This is a genomic window from Methylosinus sp., from assembly GCF_036560965.1.
Lineage (GTDB): Bacteria > Pseudomonadota > Alphaproteobacteria > Rhizobiales > Beijerinckiaceae > Methylosinus.
The window spans coordinates 105353-124521 of the sequence record NZ_DATBQF010000062.1 but is presented as its reverse complement, the minus strand read 5'-3'; the positions used below and the strand labels follow the sequence as shown (position 1 = coordinate 124521).

Below are 19169 nucleotides of genomic sequence, written 5' to 3'. Positions count from 1 at the left end.
TTTATTGAAATCGGCCGGGCGCGAGCCGGCCGTCCTCTATATGCGCCGGCACATAGGTCCCCTCGTTGCGCGGCGACAGCAGCGCGAGGACGATGAATCCGGCGACCGCCGTAGCGAGGCCCGCGATCGTCAGCGACGAGACCACGCCGCGCGTCCACAGCGCCGCCACAAAGGGCCATCGTCGACGCGTCAGCAGATAGAGCGCGTAGACGACAAAGGGCGTGACGAACAGCAACGCCGGTTGAACGATGACCCGCCACATGAGACGCCTCGCGATGGATCGACGGCCGGAGCCGGCGAATGGGCTCGCGCGAACGACGACCCTTCAGGAATCGCCGCGCCGAGCTTGCGCAAAATTATAGCACGAGCCGCGACCGCATGCGGGATAGCGCGAACGTGCCAGATATTAAAAGCATTTACAAATAATTAGCCATGGCCGGAAAGGCGTGCGCCGGCGCTGTCTCAATTTTTTGAAAAGGATTTCGGTCCACTGTTCCCAGTGCGGCGGGGCTCGACGTGAAGTCGAGCGATTTTTCGCGAACCTCGAGTTCGCGCTGCAACGACGGTGCGGATCACGATCCGCGGCATGACGCCATCACCGTCGAGTCGGTTGGACTCCGGCCTGTCTTTCGAGACATTCGATGGAGCGCGGCGTCGCGCTCGCTTCGTCACATTACGGAGTCCCGCCATGCCCATAAGGGCGCATCGTTCTTTCGCCGATGATTCTTTCGGCTCGGTCGCTGTCATTTTCGGTATTTCCGCGCTCGTCCTCGTCGGCGCCGTCGGATTGGGGATCGACACCTATCGCGTTCAGAACACGCAAGCGGGGCTGAAGCGCGTCGCCGATGCGACATGCCGCCAGATTTCCAACGCCTCGACGGTGAATTATCCGACTTCCGGCGACGTCGTGGCGTTGGCGAAGCGCTACGCGTCCGGCGAGCTCGGCTCCAATTCGGCGACGGCCGGCGCCGCCGTTTCGCTGACCGACGCAGGCTCCAACTACGCGCTCGTGCTGACGCAATCGGTGCGATCGACCTTCGGCGCGGCGCTCGGCTATCGTGGTTCCGATCTCGCCATTCGCGCGCAATGCGGCAAGACGGCGACGACGCAATATCAATGCACGAGCGGCGCCTATATCTACGCCGCCAATAATGTCGCGGGCCAGACGCTCGCCATGACCAAGCTCACAGCGCTGTCGCAGGCGGCGAACCCGTCGCAATTCATCGTGACCTACGCCAATCTCGACGCGTCCAATGCGACGCAGATCGTTTCGCGAAGCGTGATCAGCGCCGATTACCTCATTCCCGCCGCGACCGCCGCCGCCACCACAGTCTTCGTCCACGACGTCAACAAGGACGGAAGCCTGCCGCAATTCTGCGAGGACGCTCTGCCTTACACGCCGAGCTCGGGCGGCTCGTCGTCCTCGTCGAGCTCGGGCGGCTCGACGCCATCGACGGCCTATTGCTCCGCCAGCGCCTATGTGCGCGCGGCGCGCACGGAGACGATGAGCAATTCGAGCTATTCGGGAACCGTCTCCATGTCGCCCACGCCCTCCGCGGGACTTTCGTCTCTCACGCTGACGACGACGGTGCTGAACGGATCGAAATCCGGCCCCTATACGGTGAAGTTCAATGTGTCGCAGGGCTTCGCCGCTTCCGCCTCGGTGACGCAGGTGACGGGCGCTGGCGGCGCGGTCTACACGGCCTCCGACGAGCAGGCCTATCTCTTCAATGTCGCGGCCGGAAAATTCGGGACGATGATGACCGACGTCGTCGGCGCCGGATGGAAGCTCGTCTATGTGAAGAGCCACACCGACGCCGTCTGGGAAGATCTCAACGGCGCGTGCAACGACATCAGCTCGCCGATCGCGCTCGATCTCATCGGCCTCGGACGCATAGAGACGACAGGCGTTTCGACCGCGGTCGACGCCATCCGTCCGAGGGTCGGACGCACCGTCGCGCTACGCACGCCGGACGGCCCGACGCGCATCGAATGGCTCATCGGCAATGGCCAGGGCTTTCTCGTCGACGATCGCGACGGCCGCGCCGAGACCGACATGTCCTCGGCGCGGCTGTTCGGACCGACCGCCACGACCTCCGATGGATTCGAGACGCTGGCGAAGCGCGACCATAGCGGCTCCGGCGTTTTGTCCGGCCGCGATCTCGAAGGCCTCGCCGTCTGGATCGACGACGGCGACGGCGTCGTGCAGCGCGGGGAGATCAAGTCTCTGTCCGCGCTCGGGATAACCGCGATCGACGCCAATTGGAAGAAGGTCGTCGGAAGCGACGGCCACATGAAGATGCAGTCGCAGGCCATTCGCAATGGCGCGCCGATCATGATCGAGGACATATGGCTCGCGACCGCGAGAGACGCGCAAATCGCCGCGGCGACGGAGGCGGGCAAATGAGCCAGCAAGAGAGCAAGCTCGCGAAGCTGAGACGCGATCGCGCGGGCTCTGGAGTGGTCGAATTCGCGTTGCTGTCTCCGATCCTGATCTTCACCGTGATTTCCGTGATTCAGCTCGGGATCAATTACATGGAGACGAGCGCGATGCAGACGGGCGCCTTCCTGCTCGCGCGCGCGATCAGCTCCTCCTCCACGCCGCCGACGGATATCGCCTCCGCCAAGACCATTGTGCTCAGCGCGAATATGGCGACGCAGAAGGCGGTGGATGTGATCGTTTCTGTCACGCCGCTGCAGACCACCGCGATGGCCGCCATGCCGACGCAGCCGACGGCCGACGGCTTTTCGCTGCCGGGCGCATCGTCGGCCGTGCTGGTTCGCGTCGTCGCCAAGCGCACGAGCCTCGTGCCGTTCAATCTGCTCGCTTCCAATGTCTGGTCGAGCATTCTGAACAAGAAGATCGACTATTCCGTGGTCACGGTGACGCCCAATGTGTGAGCCAGCTTTGCCGCGCTTCGGCTTTTGCGGCCCGCGCGCGAAGAGCGGAATTGTCGCGGTCGAGTTTTCTCTGCTCGCGCCGGTGCTCGTCATGCTGCTGCTCGGCGTCGTCGAGAGCTGCCGCGCCTTGCTCGCCTATCGCAATGTCGCGCAGATGACCGAATCTCTCGCCTGGACGACACAGACGCTGGTTGCGCCAGCGACGTCGACAGCGAACTCCTCGCTGCCGACGAGCGCGAAAACCGTTCTCGACAACATAATTTTCGTCATGCAGGGCGCGACGGCGCCGTCCAATCTCACCGTTTCGGTAAGGTATCTGGCGAAATCGATGACGAGCGGCTCGATCTCGGAGACGGTGCTCTACAAGACGACGACGGCGCCCACCGCCAACAATGCCGGCATCAGCACCAATATGATGAATGGCGACACGCGGATCGTGGCGCAGAGCGTCTATGTGTATAATCTCCTGATCGGCGTCAGCGTCTCCTTGTCCTCGCGCTATTCGCTCTGATCGCGGCCACGAGCCTCAAAAAGCCACTTTTGCCAGCGAACCCGTCTTTCCGTGGCCACCGCGCTCCGGCGGGAAATTAATCATTCTTTAACATCGACAAGCGTCCCTTCCGGCTTATCCTAGAGGGAAACTGCGACGCGGCCGGCGTCGCCGATCGAAGGACAGTCTATGACCGAGCAAGATTTGGCGAGCGCTCCCGTCGCCGCCGCCGAGCGTGTCCTGGAACAGATCGGCCGCGCCCGCGCCGCGGTCTCCACCGTGATCTTCGGCCAGGAGCAGGCGGTCGAGCAGGCGCTCGTCACTCTGCTCGCCGGCGGCCACGGCCTGCTCGTCGGCGTGCCGGGTCTCGCCAAGACCAAGCTCGTGGAAACCTTGGGGAGGGTGCTCGGCCTCGACGAGCGCCGCGTTCAATTCACGCCGGATTTGCTGCCGGCCGATATTCTCGGCTCGGAAGTGCTCGAGGAGACCGCCGACAAGAAGCGCGTGTTCCGCTTCGTCAAAGGCCCGATCTTCGCACAATTGCTGATGGCGGACGAGATCAACCGCGCCTCGCCGCGCACGCAATCGGCGCTGCTGCAGGCGATGCAGGAATATCATGTGAGCGTCGCCGGCGAGCGCCATGATCTGCCGCGGCCCTTCCATGTGCTGGCGACGCAAAACCCGCTGGAGCAGGAGGGAACCTATCCTCTGCCCGAGGCGCAGCTCGACCGTTTCCTTCTCCAGATCGATGTCGACTATCCGGACCGCGCCAGCGAGCGGCGCATCTTGCTGGAGACGACCGGCGACCGCATCGTGGAGGCGCGCAAGACGCTCTCTGCAGATGATCTCATCGCCGCGCAGCGGCTGGTGCGGCAATTGCCGGTCGGCGACAAGGTCGTCGACGCCATTCTCGATCTCGTGCGCTCGGCGCGGCCGGGGGAGGGCGACGCCGAGATCGCGCCGCATGTCTCCTGGGGCCCCGGCCCGCGCGCGGCGCAGGCATTGATGCTCGCGACCCGCGCCCGCGCGCTTTTGTCGGGGCGGCTGTCGCCTTCGTTCGACGATGTGGCGGCGCTCGCCGCGCCGGCCCTGCGCCACCGCATGGCGCTGACCTTCGCGGCGCGCGCGCAGGGCAGGACTATCGCCGAGCTGGTCGACAAGCTCGTCGCGAGGATCGGCTGAGGTGGCGGGACCCGCGGTTTCCACGAACGCATTCGATCCGTCCGAACGGCTCGCGGCGAGCGCGCGGCGCATCGACGCCGCCGAGCTCGCGAGCCGCCTGCCGGACATCGTCATCCGTGCGCGGGAAGTCGCCGCGACCGTCGTCCATGGCGCGCATGGCCGCAGGCGCGCTGGAATGGGCGAGAATTTCTGGCAGTTCCGGCCCTTCGGCGCGGGCGAGGCGGCGCATCGCATCGACTGGCGCCGCTCGGCGCGCGACGACCGCCTCTTCGTGCGCGAGCGTGAATGGGAGGCGGCGCATTCCTATTTTCTGTGGATGGACTGCTCGCCTTCCATGGCCTTCGTCTCCTCGCTGGCGCTGGAGCCGAAGCTCGACCGGGCGCTGACGCTCGGCCTCGCGCTCGCCGACGTCCTCATGCGCGGCGGCGAGCGGGTCGGTCTGCTCGGCCTCGCCCATCCGATGTCGACGCGCGACATTATCGAGCGGTTGGCGCAGGCTCTGCTCGCCGCCGGCGCGGCGGCGAGCGGCGAATTGCCGGAGGCCGTCGCTCTGCCCGGCGGCGCCAAGGCGCTGCTCGTCTCCGATTTCCTCTGCGATCCGCAGGCGCTCGCCCAGCGCCTCGGAACGCTCGCCGCCAATGGCGCGTCGGGCGCGCTGATGATGATCGCCGATCCGGTCGAGGAGACGTTTCCGTTCGAAGGCGAGACGGTGTTCCTCGACACCGACAGCCACGCGCAATTGCGCGCCGGCCGCGCCCAGGCCTGGCGCGACGCCTATGTCGAGCGTCTCGCGCAGCATAGGGACGAGATCGCCGAGGCCGCCGCCGGCGTGGGCTTTTCCTTCCAAATTCACCGCACCGACCGCCCGGCGGCGGAGGCGGCCCTCTCGCTGAGCTTCGCGCTCGCTGGCCGATCGGAGCGCGGCTGATGGGACTGACCTTCGCGGCGCCGCTCGCGCTCCTCGGGCTCCTCGCTCTGCCCGCCATCTATTTCCTGTTGCGGGTGACGCCGCCGCGGCCGCAGGAAGTCGTCTTTCCGCCGATCCGCCTGCTGCTCGACCTGCTGCGTCGCGAGGAGACGCCCGCGCGCACGCCCTGGTGGCTGTTGGCGCTGCGCCTCGCGCTCGCCGGCCTCGCCGTGCTGGCGATGGCCGGCCCCGCCGTCACGCCGGCGGCGACCGCCTCCTTCTCCGGCGCCCCGCTGCTGATCGCCATCGACGACGGCTGGCCCGCGGCGCCGGATTTCGACATCCGCCTCGAGGCGGCGCGCGCCATCGCCGCCGATGCGGCGCGCTCCGGCGCGACCATCGCGGTGCTGCCCATGTCGGACGCCGAGGCCGCGCCCGCGCTCAAGGACGGCGGCAAGATCGACGAGCGCCTGCGCGCGCTGGCGCCGCAGCCCTATGTCGCGGATCGCGCAGCCGCCGCCGCGCGGCTCGGCGAATTCGTCGCCGCGCATCCCCGCGCGCGCGTCATCTGGATCGCCGACGGGCTGGAGCAGGGCGGGGCGCCCGGTTTCGCCGCGGCTCTGAAGACCGCAGCAGCCCGCGGCGCAGAGGTTCGGATACTGGCCGGCGATCATGCGCCGCGCGCGCTTTCGTCGCCGCAGAACACGGCGGGCGGCCTCGAGGTGGATATTGCGCGCGCCTCCCCCGAGACGGCCGCCGCCGGATCGGTCTCCGCCTATGACCAGCAGGGCCGCGTGCTGGCGCAGGCGCGCTTCGATTTCGGCGCCGGGCGAAAAGCGAAAGCGCGTTTCGATCTGCCGATCGAATTGCGCAATGAGGCGGCGCTGCTGCGCATCGACGGCGAGGCTTCGGCCGGCGCCGTGGCGCTGCTCGACGGGCGCTCCAAAGTGCGCCGGGTCGCCGTTCTGAGCGGCGCCAGCGTCGATCTCGCGCAGCCTTTGCTCGAGCCGCAATATTATCTGCAAAAAGCCTTCGCGCCTTTCGCCGAGGTGCGCGAGCCGCGCCCGGGCGCGGCCGATCCGCTGCCCGGCCTCATCGCCGAGCAGCCCAATATCGTCGCCCTCGCCGATATCGGCGTGTTGCCGCCCGATGCGCATGAGGCGCTGATCCGCTTCGTCGAGGAGGGCGGCGTGCTGCTGCGATTCGCCGGCGCGCGCCTCGCCAATGGCGGCGACGAGCTCACGCCGGTGCGGCTTCGGCGCAATGGCCGCGTGCTCGGCGGCGCCATGTCTTGGGACACGCCGAAAAAGCTCGCGCCCTTCGAGCCGTCGAGCCCCTTCTATGGGCTCACGGTTCCCGACGAGGTGACGGTGACGCGCCAAGTGCTCGCCGAGCCGGAGCCCGGCCTGCCGGCCAAGACCTGGGCGGCGCTCACCGACGGCACGCCGCTCGTCACCGCCGAGCGACGCGGCAAGGGGCTCATCGTGCTGTTCCATGTGAGCGCCGACGCCGCCTGGTCCAATCTGCCGATCTCGGGCCTCTTCATCGACATGCTGCATCGGATCGCCGCCGAGAGCGGCGAGGCCGCCGCGCGCCGCGCCGAGGATGGACCGCGCAGCGACGCCCCGGCGCTGGCGCCGCTCGTCACTCTGGACGGTCGCGGCCGCATGGGCGCGCCGCCGCCCTCCGCCCGGCCCATCGCCGGAGATTATGACGGCGGCGCCAGCCGCGACCATCCGCCGGGCTTCTATGGCGTCGCCGATGCGCCTGTCGCCGTGCAGCCTCTGCGTCCCGGCGACGAATTGCGCAGCTTCGATTTCGCCGGGCAGGGGCTCTCGGTCTCGGCGCTGCGCGCCGGCGCGCCGATCGATCTGCGTCCCTATCTGCTGGCGCTCGTCTTTCTCGCTCTGCTCGCCGACTGGCTGATCCTGCTCGTCTTGTCCGGCGGTTTGCGCCGCGTCGCGCCCATCGCGATCGGCGCGCTCTGCGCGCTCGCCATTCTCGGCGCGGCGCCCGAGAACGCCCGCGCCAAGGACGCGCCCTCCGCCGCCTCGCCGCGCGACCGCGAGGCGGCGCTGACGACGCGCCTCGCCTATGTGCTCTCCGGCGATTCGCGCGTCGACGAGACCAGCAGGCTCGGCCTCGAAGCCTTGTCGCGCGCGCTCAATCAGCGCACCTCCTTCACGCCCGGATCGCCCGTCGGCGTCGATCCCGCGCACGACGAATTGGCCTTCTATCCGATGCTCTATTGGCCGATCGTCGCCTCGGCGCCGATGCCGTCGGCGCAGGCGATCGCCAAGATCGGCGTCTATCTCAAGCAGGGCGGCACCATCGTCTTCGACACGCGCGACGCGCTCACCGCGCATGAGGGCGGACCGCCGACGGCCGAGACGCAATGGCTGCGCGATCTGACGCGCAATCTCGACATTCCGCCGCTCGAGCCGACGCCGCGCGACCATGTCATCACCAAAACCTTCTATCTGATCGACGGCTTCTTCGGCCGCACGATCAACGGCAAGACCTGGGTCGAGGCGCTGCCGCCCGAGAGCAAGGACGATCCGACGCGGCCGGTGCGCGCGACCGACAGCGTCTCCTCTGTCGTCGTCACCTCCAATGATCTCGCCGGCGCCTGGGCGGCCGACCGCAATGGCCAGCCGCTCTACACGCTGACGCCGGGCGGGGCGCGCCAGCGCGAGCTCGCCCTGCGCGGAGGCGTCAATCTCGTGATGTACACGCTGACCGGCAATTACAAATCCGATCAGGTCCATGTCCGCGATCTTTTGGAGCGGCTCGGCCAATGAGCGAGCTTTCCCTCGGTTTCACGCCGCTGCTGCCCTGGCCGGCGCTCGCCGCGCTCGCCGTCGCGGGACTGGTCGTCGCGCTTTTGTCGCTGCGCGCCGGCGGCCGCGGCGCACCCCTGCGCCTCGCGACCTTGGCGCTGGTTCTGCTGGCGCTCACCGATCCTTCGCTGCTGCGCGAGCGGCGCGAGCCGTTGAAGACGATCGTTCCGATCGTTCTCGACCGCAGCGAGAGCCAGAGCTTCGGCGAGCGCATGGCGCAGACCGATGCGGCGCGAGCGGCGCTGGAGCCGGCGCTGCAAAAGCTCGGCGACATTGAGCCCCGCTTCATCGACGCGGCGCGCGCCGGCGGCGATTCGGACGGAACGAAATTGTTCCAGGCGCTCGACGAAGGGTTGAAGGACATCCCGCGCGAGCGCATCGGCGCCGCGATCATGGTGACGGACGGAATTGTCCACGACATTCCGGCGAGCGCCGCTGCGCTCGGCTTCAAGGCGCCGCTGCATGTTCTGGTCACCGGCCACGAAGGCGAGCGCGACCGCCGGCTCGAGCTGGTGGAGGCGCCGCGTTTCGGCATTGTCGGGAAAGACCAGACCATTCGCGCGCGCGTCATCGACAGCAATGTCGGCGGGACCGAGCCGGTCGTCGTAGAGACGCGCCGCGACGGCAAGGCGCTCGCGCCCATTGTCGCGCGCGCCGGCGAGATCGTCGAAATCCCGGTGCGCGTGGAGCATGGCGGCGCCAATGTCGTCGAGCTCGAGGCGCCGACGCTGCCGGGGGAGCTGACCGCCGTCAACAACAAGGCCGTCGTCACCATAGAAGGCGTGCGCGACAAGGTGAAGGTGCTGCTGGTCTCCGGCGAGCCGCATCCCGGCGAGCGCAGCTGGCGCAATCTCCTGCGCTCCGACGCCAATGTCGATCTCGTTCATTTCACCATTCTGCGGCCGCCGGAGAAGCTCGACGGCACGCCGCCGCATGAATTGTCGCTGATCGCCTTTCCGACCGCGGACCTCTTCGGCCGCAAGATCAACGAGTTCGATCTCATCGTCTTCGACCGCTATTCGAGCCAGACGATCCTGCCCTCGGTCTATTTCGAAAATATCCTGCATTACGTCGACAATGGCGGCGCCTTCCTCGTCGCGACGGGGCCGGATTTCGCCACCGTCCAGGGGCTCTATTACTCGCCGCTCGAGAGCATTATTCCGGCGCGGCCGGACGGCTCGCTCTATGAGCGCGCCTTTCGCGCGAGGGTGAGCAAGGAGGGCGAGAAGCATCCGGTCACGCGCGGGCTCGAGGGCGCGAAGAGCGAGCCGCCCGCCTGGGGCGAATGGTTCCGCCAGGTCGACACCGAGGTGGTGAAAGGCAATTCCATTCTCACCGGCGCCAATGACAAGCCGCTGCTCGTGCTCTCGCGCGAGGGCAAGGGGCGCGTCGCCGCGCTGCTCACCGATCAAATGTGGCTATGGGCGCGCGGCTATGAGGGCGGCGGCCCGCATGTCGATCTGATGCGCCGCCTCGCCCATTGGCTGATGAAGGAGCCCGACCTCGAGGAGGAGGCGCTGCGCGCAAGCGCCCATGGCCATGACATTGCGATCGAGCGCCAGAGCCTGAAGGAGGAGGCGGCTCCAGTGACGATGACGACGCCCTCCGGCGCGACATCGCCGATCGCGCTCACGCCCGCCGAGCCCGGCCTTTCGCGCGCGCATCATGTGGCGAAGGAGATGGGGCTCTATCGCTTCCAGAGCGGTGAGCTGACGGCGCTGGTCAATGTCGGCCCGGAGAATCCGCGCGAGTTCCGCGAGGTGGTCTCGACCACGCAGAAGCTGCGACCGCTCAGCGAAGCGACCGGCGGCACGGTGCGACGTTTATCGAAAGACGCGAGCGGCGCGATCGTCATGCCACGCATCGTCGAGATGCGCGAAGCGTCGATGTTCGGCGGCGCGGATTACATCGGCGTGAAGCGCACCGGCGCGAGCGCGCTGAAGGGCGTCGAGGTCGCGCCGCTGGCGCTCGGCCTCTGGGGCCTCGCCGCGCTGCTCGGCGCCATCGTGCTGGCTTGGGGCTGGGAGGGGCGGCGGTAGGCGCGATCGTTTCGTCGGCGAGCGGGCCCGAGGCCGGACTCACGCGCGCTCGGCCGCTTTCGCCGCCTGCCACAGCGCTTCCATCTCGTCGAGCGTCGAATCCTTCGGGCTCGTTCCCTTTTCGGCGAGAGCGCGCTCGATGAAACGGAAACGCCGCTCGAATTTGGCGTTGGCGCCGCGCAACGCCTGCTCGGGATCGGCGCCGACATGGCGCGCGAGATTGGCCACAGCGAAGAGAAGATCGCCGATCTCCTCGACGACAGCAGGTGAGTGAGGCGCGCCGTCCTGGCCGAGCTCGGCTTCGACCTCCAGCGTCTCCTCGCGAATTTTTTCCATCACGAGCCGCGCATCGGCCCAGTCGAAACCGACCTTGCTCGCCTTCTCCTGCAGCTTGACCGCGCGCGTCAGAGCGGGCAGGGCGGGCGGCACCCCGTCCAGCAGCCCCTGCTCCTCCAGCCTCTGCCCCTCCAGGCCTTGCCCTCGCTCTAGGCCTTGCGCGCCTTGGCCGCGCCGCTCGGCGCGGAGCCGCTTTTCCTGCGCCTTGATCGCCGCCCATCGAACGGCGACGTCCGCGGCCGACGCGGCCGTCTCATCGCCGAACACATGGGGATGGCGGCGGATGAGCTTGTCCGAGATCGCCTCGACCACATCGGCGAAGGCGAAGCTCCCGCTCTCCTCGGCCAGCCGGGCGTGGAAGACGACCTGCAGCAGCAGATCGCCGAGCTCCTCTCGGAGATCGTCGAGATCGCCGCGCTCGATCGCATCGACGACCTCATAGGCCTCTTCGAGCGTATAGGGAGCGATGCTGGCGAAGTCCTGCTCGAGGTCCCAGGGGCAGCCGGTTCCCGGCGTGCGCAGGGCCGCCATTATGCCGAGAAGACGCGCGATCCGATCCTGCGTCATCGACGCGCCTCGGAGGAGGCGGAAAGCCGGTCGAAAGCGCGCGTCGCGCGTTGTTTTGACGCAGTCGGGCGCGCGAAAAAAGGTGAGGAATTCGAGGCGCTTTGCTCTAACATCGGGGCCGGATCTCGACTGCGCCGTTGGTTACCGCCCGCAGCGCCGATCCGAGGGTCCGGGGCCGCCACACGCCTTGCAAACGACAGCGCCTCGGACCCGACCTGCGAATCCGAGGATTTGCGCATCCGAGGCGAGCATATCGCGGCCGACAGGCGCACGTCGCCGCAAGTCGAGATCGACTTGCGGCTCGCTTTTTCAATGTATCAGTCGAGCGTGATCGACAGCGCTTCGCGACCCTTGGCCGTGTCGACGACTTGCATCGTCACGGGCTGACCTTCGGCGAGATGATTGACGCCGGAGGGACCGAGGATCGAGATATGGACGAAGACGTCCTTGCCGCCGTCGTTCGACTGCACGAAGCCGAAGCCCTTGGTCTCGTCGAACCATTTGACCTTGCCGGAAACCGGCACGGCCGTCGACGGATCCGGAGCCTGACGCCGCGGAGGACGGTCGAAGCCGCCACTGCCGCCGCCGCCACTGGGGCTACGCGGGCGCTCGGCGGTCGCGGTCGACAGATCGACCTCGAGCACGCGCGAGACCTGCTGGCCCTTGACCGAGCTGGCGACCTGCACCTTCAGCTTCGCGCCGGGCGGCAGGGCTTCGAAGCCCGCAGCCTGAACCGCGCCGATATGCAGAAACGCGTCGCCCGTGCCATTGCCGAGCTCGACGAAGCCGAAGCCTTTGTCGGGCTTGAACCATTTGACGACCGCGTCGATCGCGGGCTCGTTCGAGGACGGGGGCGGCGAATCGGAAAATCCACCACCTCCGCCGAATGGCGTCCGCGGCGCCCGGCTGGGCCGCGGGCTGTCATAGCCGTACGGGGGGTCGTCGTCGAACCCACGTTTTCTGGGTCCCCGGAAGTCTCGACCTTTGCTGCTCATGTCTTGGTACTCGTCTCCGCCATCCGCCAAAAGACCGCTATAGCCACATGCACGGCCTCTCGCCGGGCGCAAAAGCGCCGACGACGCACGCGTCCGCCGGCATCTCGCGGAGAGCCGGTTCTGGTGCGTTCGTAAGTGTGCCAGTTGAATGCCATATAGTCCCGCGCAATCGCCTTTTTACCAGGAAACGGCCCGTTCTGGCTAGATGAATTTGCCAGCGACGTCGAAAAAACCGGGGCCGCCATTCGCCGCGCGCCGAATCACGCCGGCTGAACCCGTTGATCGAAAGCCTGAAAAGTGGCGCGAGCGCGGCAGGAAGCGGGATCCTCCGTCGCCACGACCCGCTGCGCATCGCTCACGGGCTCTCAGGAGAGGGACGGGCGTCCAGGGCAAATCAGCCGAAATACAAAGCCGTTGCGAAACCAACGATTCGCATAATCGATATTATGGAACCTAAGGAACAAACCATGATGTCACCCACTTCTCAAACGCTTACGCTCACCGAGGCAATCCGCTCGCTCAATCGCCGCGATTTCGACGCCGCGCTTCATCCTCTCACCGATACGCAGCGCGTCGAGCTGCTGGCGCAATGCTCCTGGCTGCAGAACGCGCTAGACCGATGGCGCTCCGCCGCGATCCATGCGCCCGTGAAAGCCGACGCCGCCAAGGCCGCCAAGCGCCGCATCATAGCGGAGCTGGTCGCATGAAACAGTCGCTCCAATGGTCATGGTTTCCCGGTGATGACGCCAGCGCTCCGCCGCAGCTCGTCGCCGCCATCGCGCGCCATTTCGCCGGTCACGATTGCGCCTACCGATGCGCCGTCGCACAGCATCGCGGCGTCTCTGGCCCGACGGTCCATGTCGCCAGCCTGGGCAAGGCCTCGGTCGTCGCTTGGACAGGTTCCGGCGCGCCGGATGGGTGCTGTTTCGGACGCCGGCTCAGGCCAGGTCGATCCGCATTCCGTCGAAGGCCGGCGTCACATTGGCCGGCAGCGTCGCTTTGAGCGTCTCATAATCGAGATCGACGTGCAGATCGGTCAGAATCGCGCAGCGCGGCTTGAAATGGGCGACCCAATCCAGCGCCTCGCCGACGGAAAGATGCGTGCCATGCGGCTTGTGGCGAAGCGCGTCGATGATCCAGACATCGAGCCCCTCGAGATGATGGAAGCTCTCTTTGGGCACGGAATTGAGGTCCGGCGTATAGGCCAGGCCGCCGATGCGAAAACCCAGCGCGTCCATATCGCCATGGTCGAGTCGGAACGGCATGGCCTCGATCGCGCCGCCGGGGCCGTCGACCGAGACCTCGCGGCCGAGGTGAATGCGATGCTCGTCGAGCAGCGGCGGATAAAAGCTGCCGGGCGGCGTCTTGAAGATATAGTCGAAGCGATCGGTGAGCATTTTCGCCGTCGGCTCGTCCAGATAGGCCGGAATGCGCCGGCCGCTCTCCAGCACCAGGCCGCGCACATCGTCGACCCCGTGCGTATGATCGGCGTGCGGATGGGTGAAGAGAATCGCGTCGAGATGGTCGACTGCCGCGTCGATCAATTGCTCGCGCAGATCCGGCGAAGTGTCGATCAGAACATTGGTCCGCGCGGCGCCCTCGGTCCGCGTCGCCAATATCGAGCAGCGTCGGCGTCGATTCCGCGGATTGGCGGGATCGCAGGCGCCCCAGCCCTGGCCGACGCGCGGAACGCCGCCCGAGGAGCCGCAGCCCAATATGGTGACGGCGAGGCTCATTCGGCGGCCCGCGGGGTTTCGATCGGCGTCATTTTGGAGAACAGCGCGAGAGCATTGGCGGTCGTCTGCGCGGCCATCTCGTCGAAGGAGACGCCCTTGGCCGCGGCGAGCGTGCGCGCCGTATCGGCGACATAGGCCGGCTCATTGCGCTTGCCGCGATGCGGGACGGGCGCGAGGAACGGCGCGTCGGTCTCCACCAGGAGACGCTCCAGCGGCACGTCGCGGGCGATCTCGCGCAATTCGCCCGAGTTCTTGAACGTCACGACGCCGGAAAAGGAGATGTAGAGCCCAAGCTCGACGGCCGTCTCGGCCAGAGCGCGCGAGCTGGTGAAGCAATGGAGCAGGGCCTTGAAAGCCCCCTTCCCCATTTCCTCACGCAGAATGGCGGCGCAGTCGGCGTCGGCGTCGCGCGAATGAATGACGAGCGGCAGGCCGCTCTCGCGCGCGGCGGCAATATGGGCGCGGAACACCCGATGCGCGAGATCGCGCGGGGCCTTGTCATAGTGATAATCGAGCCCCGCCTCGCCTATGCCGACGCATTTCTCGTGACGCGCCAGCTCCACGAGCTCGGCGGCGCTGGCCTCGCGCTCCTCATGGGCGTGATTGGGATGCGTGCCGACGGTGCAGAACACATCCTCGTAACGCTCGGCGATGGCGCGGATCGCCGCGAATTTCTCGACATGGGTGGAGATGGTGACGAAACGCGCGACGCCCTGCGCCCGAGCGCGCGCGACGACCTCCTCCTGCTCCGGAGCGAAATCGGGGAAGTCGAGATGGCAGTGAGTGTCGATCAGCATGGGCTCGGCCTGGGCTCTCGGCGTGTCGGCGCCGAACCCTTAACGCGCCCGGCCGGGAATTGGAACGATTCTATTCGGAGGGAGAATCCGCTTCCTTCAGACCGCGATGCAAGTCTTCGACCAGTCGAGGGTCGTTCTGCCCGCCAGTGACCGCAGGCTGAAGTTTACAGAGAGACGATGACACTCCGAGCCAAAAACCGGGCATCCTCCTCATCGAGCCGCGCGCCGTCGAAGCGCGTCGTCGCATCGACCGTCGCGCGCCTGATGTTGCAGCCGCGCAAATCCGCGCGCGAAAAATCGACGCCGCGCAAATCCTCTCCGGCAAGGTCGATCCCCGCCAGCGTCAGGCCGCGGAAATCGGTGAGCGGGTCGAGATCGCCGAGCCGCGCCATTTCAGCGAAGGACATGGGCCGCGCCGCTATGATCTTTTCGGCGCGCGCCGCGACTTCCACGGTCAGCGAGATATGCGAAAGCGAATGCGGGTCGGTCTGCGCGATGGCCCCCGATGGCAGGGGACCGAAGGGATCGGATGACCTGAACACCATTTTGAAAGCGTCCTATTCGCTGTCGAGATCGATTCTGCGCAGCCTGTCGCCATGCTTGGTCAAAAGCGCCGTCAGAAGCGCCTGCTTCTGTTTTTCCTGGCTCTTGGCGAACAGGCCGCAGGCGCCGAAATCCATATCCGACACTTGCAGGCCGAGATCGACTCGCCCGCGCATTCGCGGCCGCTCGCCTTTCGCGACCTCGACCGAGGCGACGCGCCCGTCCACCTCGCCGCCATAGGCGAGGGCGAATATGTCGCCCCGCAAAAAGCCGCCGTCGGTCGCAGCGATGATCCAGCTCTCGCCGCCCTCGGCGCGGCCGGCGGCGCTGATCAATTGCGGCGTCGGATCGGCGGCCGGCGTCGCGAAGGCCGGCTGCGACATGCGGCCGTTCTCGCAGCCGACGAACAGCTCGGCGCTGCGATAGCCGAAAGTGATCTGGCCCTTGTCGCTCGTCGCGCGCATCTCGCCGCGAAAGGTCAGCCGGCAGACGACGGTATGAATGTCCTTCGTCCCCTCGCCCTCGGCGGCGCGCCCCTGCCCGAGCGCGACATAGCCAGAGGCCGGCGCGTATTTGTCGATCGCCGGCCGCGTCGGGGCGGGCGGCTCCTGCGCTTTCGTCATTTGCAGCGGCGACATTCTCGCGAGCCGGCTGGAAGCGCGCTCGGCCCCCGGCAAATTCGCGCGAATGAGCGAGGCGGGGACGATATAGCCGACGCGCAGATCCTCGCCCTGCCCTTTGCCGCCGAAATCGACCTGGGTCAGAACGCCCATGAGATTGGGCGCATTGGGCGTGAACAGCGGCGAGCCGCTGGAGCCTTTCTCGGCGAAATAGGGATTGTCCCGCTCGGCGGTGAATTTGCGCCAGCTCTTCGAATTCGTCCGATCCGCGATCTCGCCTTCGATCAGATCATCGGTGTTGCGCGTCGGGAGAAAGGCCAGCAATTCCGCTCTGCCGGCCTCGTAGCTCTCGAGCGCCAAGGGCAGACGCAGCGCTTCGTCGGGCGTCGCGTCGGGACGCAGAAAGGCCAGATCGGGCGTTTGTCCCCGGCCGCCGATGCTGTGGACCAGCGTCGCGTGACGCAGAGCGGCCTCTCCGAGAAAGGGAAGCTCTATGCGCAGGCTCGTCTCATTCGGCGCGAGGGCGCGCGCATCCTCGACGACATGGGCGCAGGTGACGATGAGATCGCCTTCGATCAACGCGCCGCAGCCGACGAATGCTTTTCGCTCGTCGGCGGTGAAGATATAAACGAGAGCCGTTTCACGCATATCCATCGGAGAAAGGAATTACGATGAGCGCAAATATCATAATCGAGGCCGGCGAGGGCCGGAAGATTTATTTCGGCGGCGCGGAAGGCCCCGAAGGTCTCGAATCCGTCGGTGCTCTCGATCGCGCCGCCAAGGCGTCGGCCGATCAATTCGCCAAGGCGATGGGCTCGCTCGCGGTGCTGGTCGAGCATTTGCGCAGCGCGGTCGAGGCGATCCCCGACAAGCCGCAGAAAGTGGAGATCGAGTTCGGCGCGTCCTTGACCGGCGACTGCGATCTCTGGGTCGTCTCCGGCGAGGGCAAGGCGGAATTCAAGGTCAAGCTCGCCTGGGAGCAGCCGAAGAAGGAGGCGTGAGGCCGCCTCACGAGCATCCGGTGACGAGGCCGTCGCTGCGTCCGGCGCGCAGCGAGCGCGAGATGCGCGTCACCAGCGGATCGAACCGCTTCTTCTGCGACGCGGGATATTCGATCGAGACATTGTTCCAGATCGCGCCTTTGCAGGAGAGCAGCGAGCGGCGATAGAAGATGCGGTCGCCTTTCACGCCGGAGACGACGACCCAATCCTTGCCCTTCTTGCTGTAGGTCACCGTCTCGCCCTCGCCGGGCTCGAGCCGGTCGGCGAATTCCTGGTCCTTCTGAAAGGCGCGATAGCCGCCATAGACGGCGATCTCGGCCTGTCTGTCGGGCGAGGTGAAGACGCGGCCGTCGTCATTCTCCGGCGCCGCGCCCATGGTCCAGCCCTTGGGCACATCGGCCGTCGTGCCGAAGCGGGCGTTGCGATAGGCGAGCCAGGCTTCGGCGTGCAGGGCGCCGGCGCAGAGCATGGCCGCAACCGTCGCGGTCACGAAAATGAGGCTCGCTCGCGACCGTCTCATGGGCGTCTCCCCGTCGGCTCTCGGCGCTTTCAGCTCTTGGCGCTTTCAGCTCTTGGCGCTTTGCGCCTCGCCCTCCTCCACATAGCGCGGAAAGACGGGAGCGGGCGCAGGCAGCGGCGCGCCGGCGTTCAGCGCATGCGCCTCGCTCGCATGGGCGAAATCGCGCGCATCGGCGGGAACGCCGAGCAGATCGAGCAAGCTCGCGGACGCGGCGGGAATGAATGGCTGCAAGGGGATCGCCAGCCGCCGCAGCGCCTCCGCTGTCACATAGAGGACCGTCTCCATGCGTTTGGGGTCGGTCTTCTTCTTGGCCCAGGGCTCCTCGCCGGCGAAATAGCGATTGGCGTCGGCCACGACGCGGAACAGCTCCGCCAGCGCCAGATGCGGCTGATAGGCGTCCATCGCCTCGCGCGCCTTGCCGAGCGCGACCGCGGCCTCGGCGAGCAGCGCGCGGTCGGCCTCGGTCAATTCGCCCGGCGTCGGGACGACCCCGCCGCAATTCTTGGCGATCATCGACAGCGAGCGCTGCGCCAGATTGCCGAGGTCATTGGCGAGATCGGCATTGATGCGATTGACGATCGCCTCATGCGAATAATTGCCGTCCTGGCCGAATGGCACCTCGCGCAGGAAGAAATAGCGCAGCTGATCGACGCCATAGCGCTGCGCGAGATCGATCGGATCGATGACATTGCCGACCGACTTCGACATTTTCTCGCCGCGGCTGAACAAATGGCCGTGCACGACGATCTGCTTGGGCAGCGGCGCGCCGGCCGACATCAGGAACGCGGGCCAATAGACCGCGTGAAAGCGCGTGATGTCCTTGCCGATGACATGGGCGTCGGCGGGCCAGAAGCGGGCGCGCTCCCCCTCCCCGGTCAGAAAGCCGGTGGCGGTGATGTAATTGGTGAGCGCGTCCACCCACACATACATCACATGCGGCGCATTGGTCTGCGGCTTGGGCGGCACCGGAACGCCCCAGTCGAAAGTGGTGCGGCTGATCGAGAGATCGTTGAGGCCGCGCTTCACGAAGGAGACGATCTCGTTTCTGTATTTCTCCGGCGTGATGAAGTCCGGACGCGCCTCATAGAGGGCGAGCAGCCTCTCCTGATAGGCGGAGAGCTTGAAGAACCAGCTCTCCTCCTCCACCCATTCGACCGGCGTGCCGGTGGGCGCGAGCTTCTTGCCCTCGACCTCGGTGATCTCGCCCGCGTCGTAATAGGCCTCGTCGCGAACCGAGTACCAGCCGGAATATTTGGCGAGATAGATGTCTCCCGCCGCCTCCATGCGCTTCCAGATTTCGAGCGCCGCATCGGCGTGCCGCGGCTGCGTCGTGCGCACGACATCGTCGGCGCGCGCGTTCAGCGTCTCGCCCATGGTCTGGAACTGGCCGGCAGTGCGGTCGGCGAGCTCGAGCGGGGTCAGCCCCTCACGCTCGGCGGTGCGCTGCATCTTCTGGCCGTGCTCGTCCATTCCGGTCACGAACAGCACGTCGAAGCCGTCGAGCCGCTTGAAGCGCGCGAAAGCGTCGGTCGCGATACGCTCATAGGCGTGACCGATATGCGGGGCGCCATTCGCGTAAGGAATGGCGGTGGTGATCATGAAGGTCGGACGTTCAGCCATGGACAGCGGTCTAGCGCGCTTTGCGGTCGCGGGAAAGCGGCAGGCGTGCAGCGCAGCAAATTTCTCGGTCCGTTG

General features: G+C 66.8%; 18 protein-coding genes. 9 read left to right on the top strand and 9 right to left on the bottom strand.

Going from position 1 to position 19169, the window contains the following annotated elements; all coding sequences use genetic code 11:
- Window position 1: 1 nt before the first annotated feature.
- On the bottom strand, window positions 2-262 hold the full coding sequence (locus VIF40_RS16715; protein ID WP_331938639.1) for a DUF6111 family protein: 261 nt from the start codon (window positions 260-262) through the stop codon (window positions 2-4).
- 426 nt (window positions 263-688) lie between these two features.
- Between VIF40_RS16715 and VIF40_RS16710 the strand changes: the two genes are divergently transcribed.
- From VIF40_RS16710 to VIF40_RS16680, 7 genes are all read left to right on the top strand, one after another.
- Entirely contained in the window at window positions 689-2407 is a 1719-nt protein-coding gene (locus tag VIF40_RS16710; RefSeq protein ID WP_331938638.1) for a hypothetical protein, read from the top strand.
- Window positions 2404-2901: a TadE/TadG family type IV pilus assembly protein gene (locus tag VIF40_RS16705; protein WP_331938637.1), complete on the top strand. Its 498-nt coding sequence runs from the start codon at window positions 2404-2406 to the stop codon at window positions 2899-2901. The genes VIF40_RS16710 and VIF40_RS16705 overlap by 4 nt, the downstream gene beginning before the upstream one ends.
- Window positions 2894-3412, top strand: a complete 519-nt coding sequence (locus tag VIF40_RS16700; protein ID WP_331938636.1) for a TadE/TadG family type IV pilus assembly protein — start codon at window positions 2894-2896, stop codon at window positions 3410-3412. The genes VIF40_RS16705 and VIF40_RS16700 overlap by 8 nt, the downstream gene beginning before the upstream one ends.
- A 168-nt stretch (window positions 3413-3580) precedes the next feature.
- Window positions 3581-4573, top strand: a complete 993-nt coding sequence (locus VIF40_RS16695; protein ID WP_331938635.1) for a MoxR family ATPase — start codon at window positions 3581-3583, stop codon at window positions 4571-4573.
- 1 nt (window position 4574) lies between these two features.
- Window positions 4575-5501, top strand: a complete 927-nt coding sequence (locus VIF40_RS16690) for a DUF58 domain-containing protein (protein ID WP_331938634.1) — start codon at window positions 4575-4577, stop codon at window positions 5499-5501.
- Entirely contained in the window at window positions 5501-8281 is a 2781-nt protein-coding gene (locus VIF40_RS16685) for a DUF4159 domain-containing protein (protein WP_331938633.1), read from the top strand. The genes VIF40_RS16690 and VIF40_RS16685 overlap by 1 nt, the downstream gene beginning before the upstream one ends.
- On the top strand, window positions 8278-10359 hold the full coding sequence (locus tag VIF40_RS16680; RefSeq protein ID WP_331938632.1) for a hypothetical protein: 2082 nt from the start codon (window positions 8278-8280) through the stop codon (window positions 10357-10359). The genes VIF40_RS16685 and VIF40_RS16680 overlap by 4 nt, the downstream gene beginning before the upstream one ends.
- Window positions 10360-10398: 39 nt before the next feature.
- Here the strand turns inward: VIF40_RS16680 and mazG are convergent, their stop codons facing one another.
- Together mazG and VIF40_RS16670 are read right to left on the bottom strand one after the other, a co-directional pair.
- Window positions 10399-11262 carry a nucleoside triphosphate pyrophosphohydrolase gene (mazG, locus tag VIF40_RS16675; protein WP_331938631.1) on the bottom strand — a complete coding sequence of 288 codons (864 nt, stop codon included), beginning with the start codon at window positions 11260-11262 and terminating at the stop codon, window positions 10399-10401.
- 317 nt (window positions 11263-11579) lie between these two features.
- Window positions 11580-12257 (bottom strand): cold shock domain-containing protein, encoded by a 678-nt coding sequence (locus VIF40_RS16670; RefSeq protein ID WP_331938630.1) that lies wholly within the window; start codon window positions 12255-12257, stop codon window positions 11580-11582.
- Window positions 12258-12724: 467 nt separating this feature from the next.
- Here VIF40_RS16670 and VIF40_RS16665 point away from each other — a divergent pair, with 467 nt between their 5' ends.
- Complete coding sequence (locus VIF40_RS16665; RefSeq protein ID WP_331938629.1) at window positions 12725-12964, top strand: hypothetical protein; 240 nt, start codon at window positions 12725-12727, stop codon at window positions 12962-12964.
- A 231-nt stretch (window positions 12965-13195) separates the two neighbouring features.
- Here the strand turns inward: VIF40_RS16665 and VIF40_RS16660 are convergent, their stop codons facing one another.
- The 4 genes from VIF40_RS16660 to VIF40_RS16645 form a co-directional block, all read right to left on the bottom strand.
- Window positions 13196-13993 carry an MBL fold metallo-hydrolase gene (locus VIF40_RS16660; RefSeq protein WP_331938628.1) on the bottom strand — a complete coding sequence of 266 codons (798 nt, stop codon included), beginning with the start codon at window positions 13991-13993 and terminating at the stop codon, window positions 13196-13198.
- Complete coding sequence (locus VIF40_RS16655; protein WP_331938627.1) at window positions 13990-14790, bottom strand: TatD family hydrolase; 801 nt, start codon at window positions 14788-14790, stop codon at window positions 13990-13992. The genes VIF40_RS16660 and VIF40_RS16655 overlap by 4 nt, the downstream gene beginning before the upstream one ends.
- A 164-nt stretch (window positions 14791-14954) precedes the next feature.
- Window positions 14955-15335 (bottom strand): pentapeptide repeat-containing protein, encoded by a 381-nt coding sequence (locus tag VIF40_RS16650; protein ID WP_331938626.1) that lies wholly within the window; start codon window positions 15333-15335, stop codon window positions 14955-14957.
- A gap of 12 nt (window positions 15336-15347) precedes the next feature.
- Entirely contained in the window at window positions 15348-16601 is a 1254-nt protein-coding gene (locus tag VIF40_RS16645; RefSeq protein WP_331938625.1) for a serine protease, read from the bottom strand.
- A 23-nt stretch (window positions 16602-16624) separates the two neighbouring features.
- Between VIF40_RS16645 and VIF40_RS16640 the strand changes: the two genes are divergently transcribed.
- On the top strand, window positions 16625-16954 hold the full coding sequence (locus tag VIF40_RS16640; RefSeq protein ID WP_331938624.1) for a CU044_2847 family protein: 330 nt from the start codon (window positions 16625-16627) through the stop codon (window positions 16952-16954).
- Between the two features lie 7 nt (window positions 16955-16961).
- On the opposite strand, the gene VIF40_RS16635 is transcribed toward VIF40_RS16640, so the two are convergent.
- Together VIF40_RS16635 and metG are read right to left on the bottom strand one after the other, a co-directional pair.
- Window positions 16962-17474, bottom strand: coding sequence for a hypothetical protein (locus VIF40_RS16635; protein ID WP_331938623.1), 513 nt, complete (start codon window positions 17472-17474; stop codon window positions 16962-16964).
- 45 nt (window positions 17475-17519) lie between these two features.
- Window positions 17520-19094 carry a methionine--tRNA ligase gene (metG, locus tag VIF40_RS16630; RefSeq protein ID WP_331938622.1) on the bottom strand — a complete coding sequence of 525 codons (1575 nt, stop codon included), beginning with the start codon at window positions 19092-19094 and terminating at the stop codon, window positions 17520-17522.
- Window positions 19095-19169 lie beyond the last annotated feature (75 nt).

Excerpts from the sequence above, each read along its gene's own strand:
- VIF40_RS16715 (WP_331938639.1), bottom strand. The coding sequence starts at position 262 with ATGTGGCGGGTCATCGTTCAACCGGCGTTGCTGTTCGTCACGCCCTTT.
- VIF40_RS16710 (WP_331938638.1), top strand. The coding sequence starts at position 689 with ATGCCCATAAGGGCGCATCGTTCTTTCGCCGATGATTCTTTCGGCTCG.
- VIF40_RS16705 (WP_331938637.1), top strand. The coding sequence starts at position 2,404 with ATGAGCCAGCAAGAGAGCAAGCTCGCGAAGCTGAGACGCGATCGCGCG.
- VIF40_RS16700 (WP_331938636.1), top strand. The coding sequence starts at position 2,894 with ATGTGTGAGCCAGCTTTGCCGCGCTTCGGCTTTTGCGGCCCGCGCGCG.
- VIF40_RS16695 (WP_331938635.1), top strand. The coding sequence starts at position 3,581 with ATGACCGAGCAAGATTTGGCGAGCGCTCCCGTCGCCGCCGCCGAGCGT.
- VIF40_RS16685 (WP_331938633.1), top strand. The coding sequence starts at position 5,501 with ATGGGACTGACCTTCGCGGCGCCGCTCGCGCTCCTCGGGCTCCTCGCT.
- VIF40_RS16680 (WP_331938632.1), top strand. The coding sequence starts at position 8,278 with ATGAGCGAGCTTTCCCTCGGTTTCACGCCGCTGCTGCCCTGGCCGGCG.
- mazG (WP_331938631.1), bottom strand. The coding sequence starts at position 11,262 with ATGACGCAGGATCGGATCGCGCGTCTTCTCGGCATAATGGCGGCCCTG.
- VIF40_RS16670 (WP_331938630.1), bottom strand. The coding sequence starts at position 12,257 with ATGAGCAGCAAAGGTCGAGACTTCCGGGGACCCAGAAAACGTGGGTTC.
- VIF40_RS16665 (WP_331938629.1), top strand. The coding sequence starts at position 12,725 with ATGATGTCACCCACTTCTCAAACGCTTACGCTCACCGAGGCAATCCGC.
- VIF40_RS16660 (WP_331938628.1), bottom strand. The coding sequence starts at position 13,993 with ATGAGCCTCGCCGTCACCATATTGGGCTGCGGCTCCTCGGGCGGCGTT.
- VIF40_RS16655 (WP_331938627.1), bottom strand. The coding sequence starts at position 14,790 with ATGCTGATCGACACTCACTGCCATCTCGACTTCCCCGATTTCGCTCCG.
- VIF40_RS16650 (WP_331938626.1), bottom strand. The coding sequence starts at position 15,335 with ATGGTGTTCAGGTCATCCGATCCCTTCGGTCCCCTGCCATCGGGGGCC.
- VIF40_RS16645 (WP_331938625.1), bottom strand. The coding sequence starts at position 16,601 with ATGCGTGAAACGGCTCTCGTTTATATCTTCACCGCCGACGAGCGAAAA.
- VIF40_RS16640 (WP_331938624.1), top strand. The coding sequence starts at position 16,625 with ATGAGCGCAAATATCATAATCGAGGCCGGCGAGGGCCGGAAGATTTAT.
- VIF40_RS16635 (WP_331938623.1), bottom strand. The coding sequence starts at position 17,474 with ATGAGACGGTCGCGAGCGAGCCTCATTTTCGTGACCGCGACGGTTGCG.
- metG (WP_331938622.1), bottom strand. The coding sequence starts at position 19,094 with ATGGCTGAACGTCCGACCTTCATGATCACCACCGCCATTCCTTACGCG.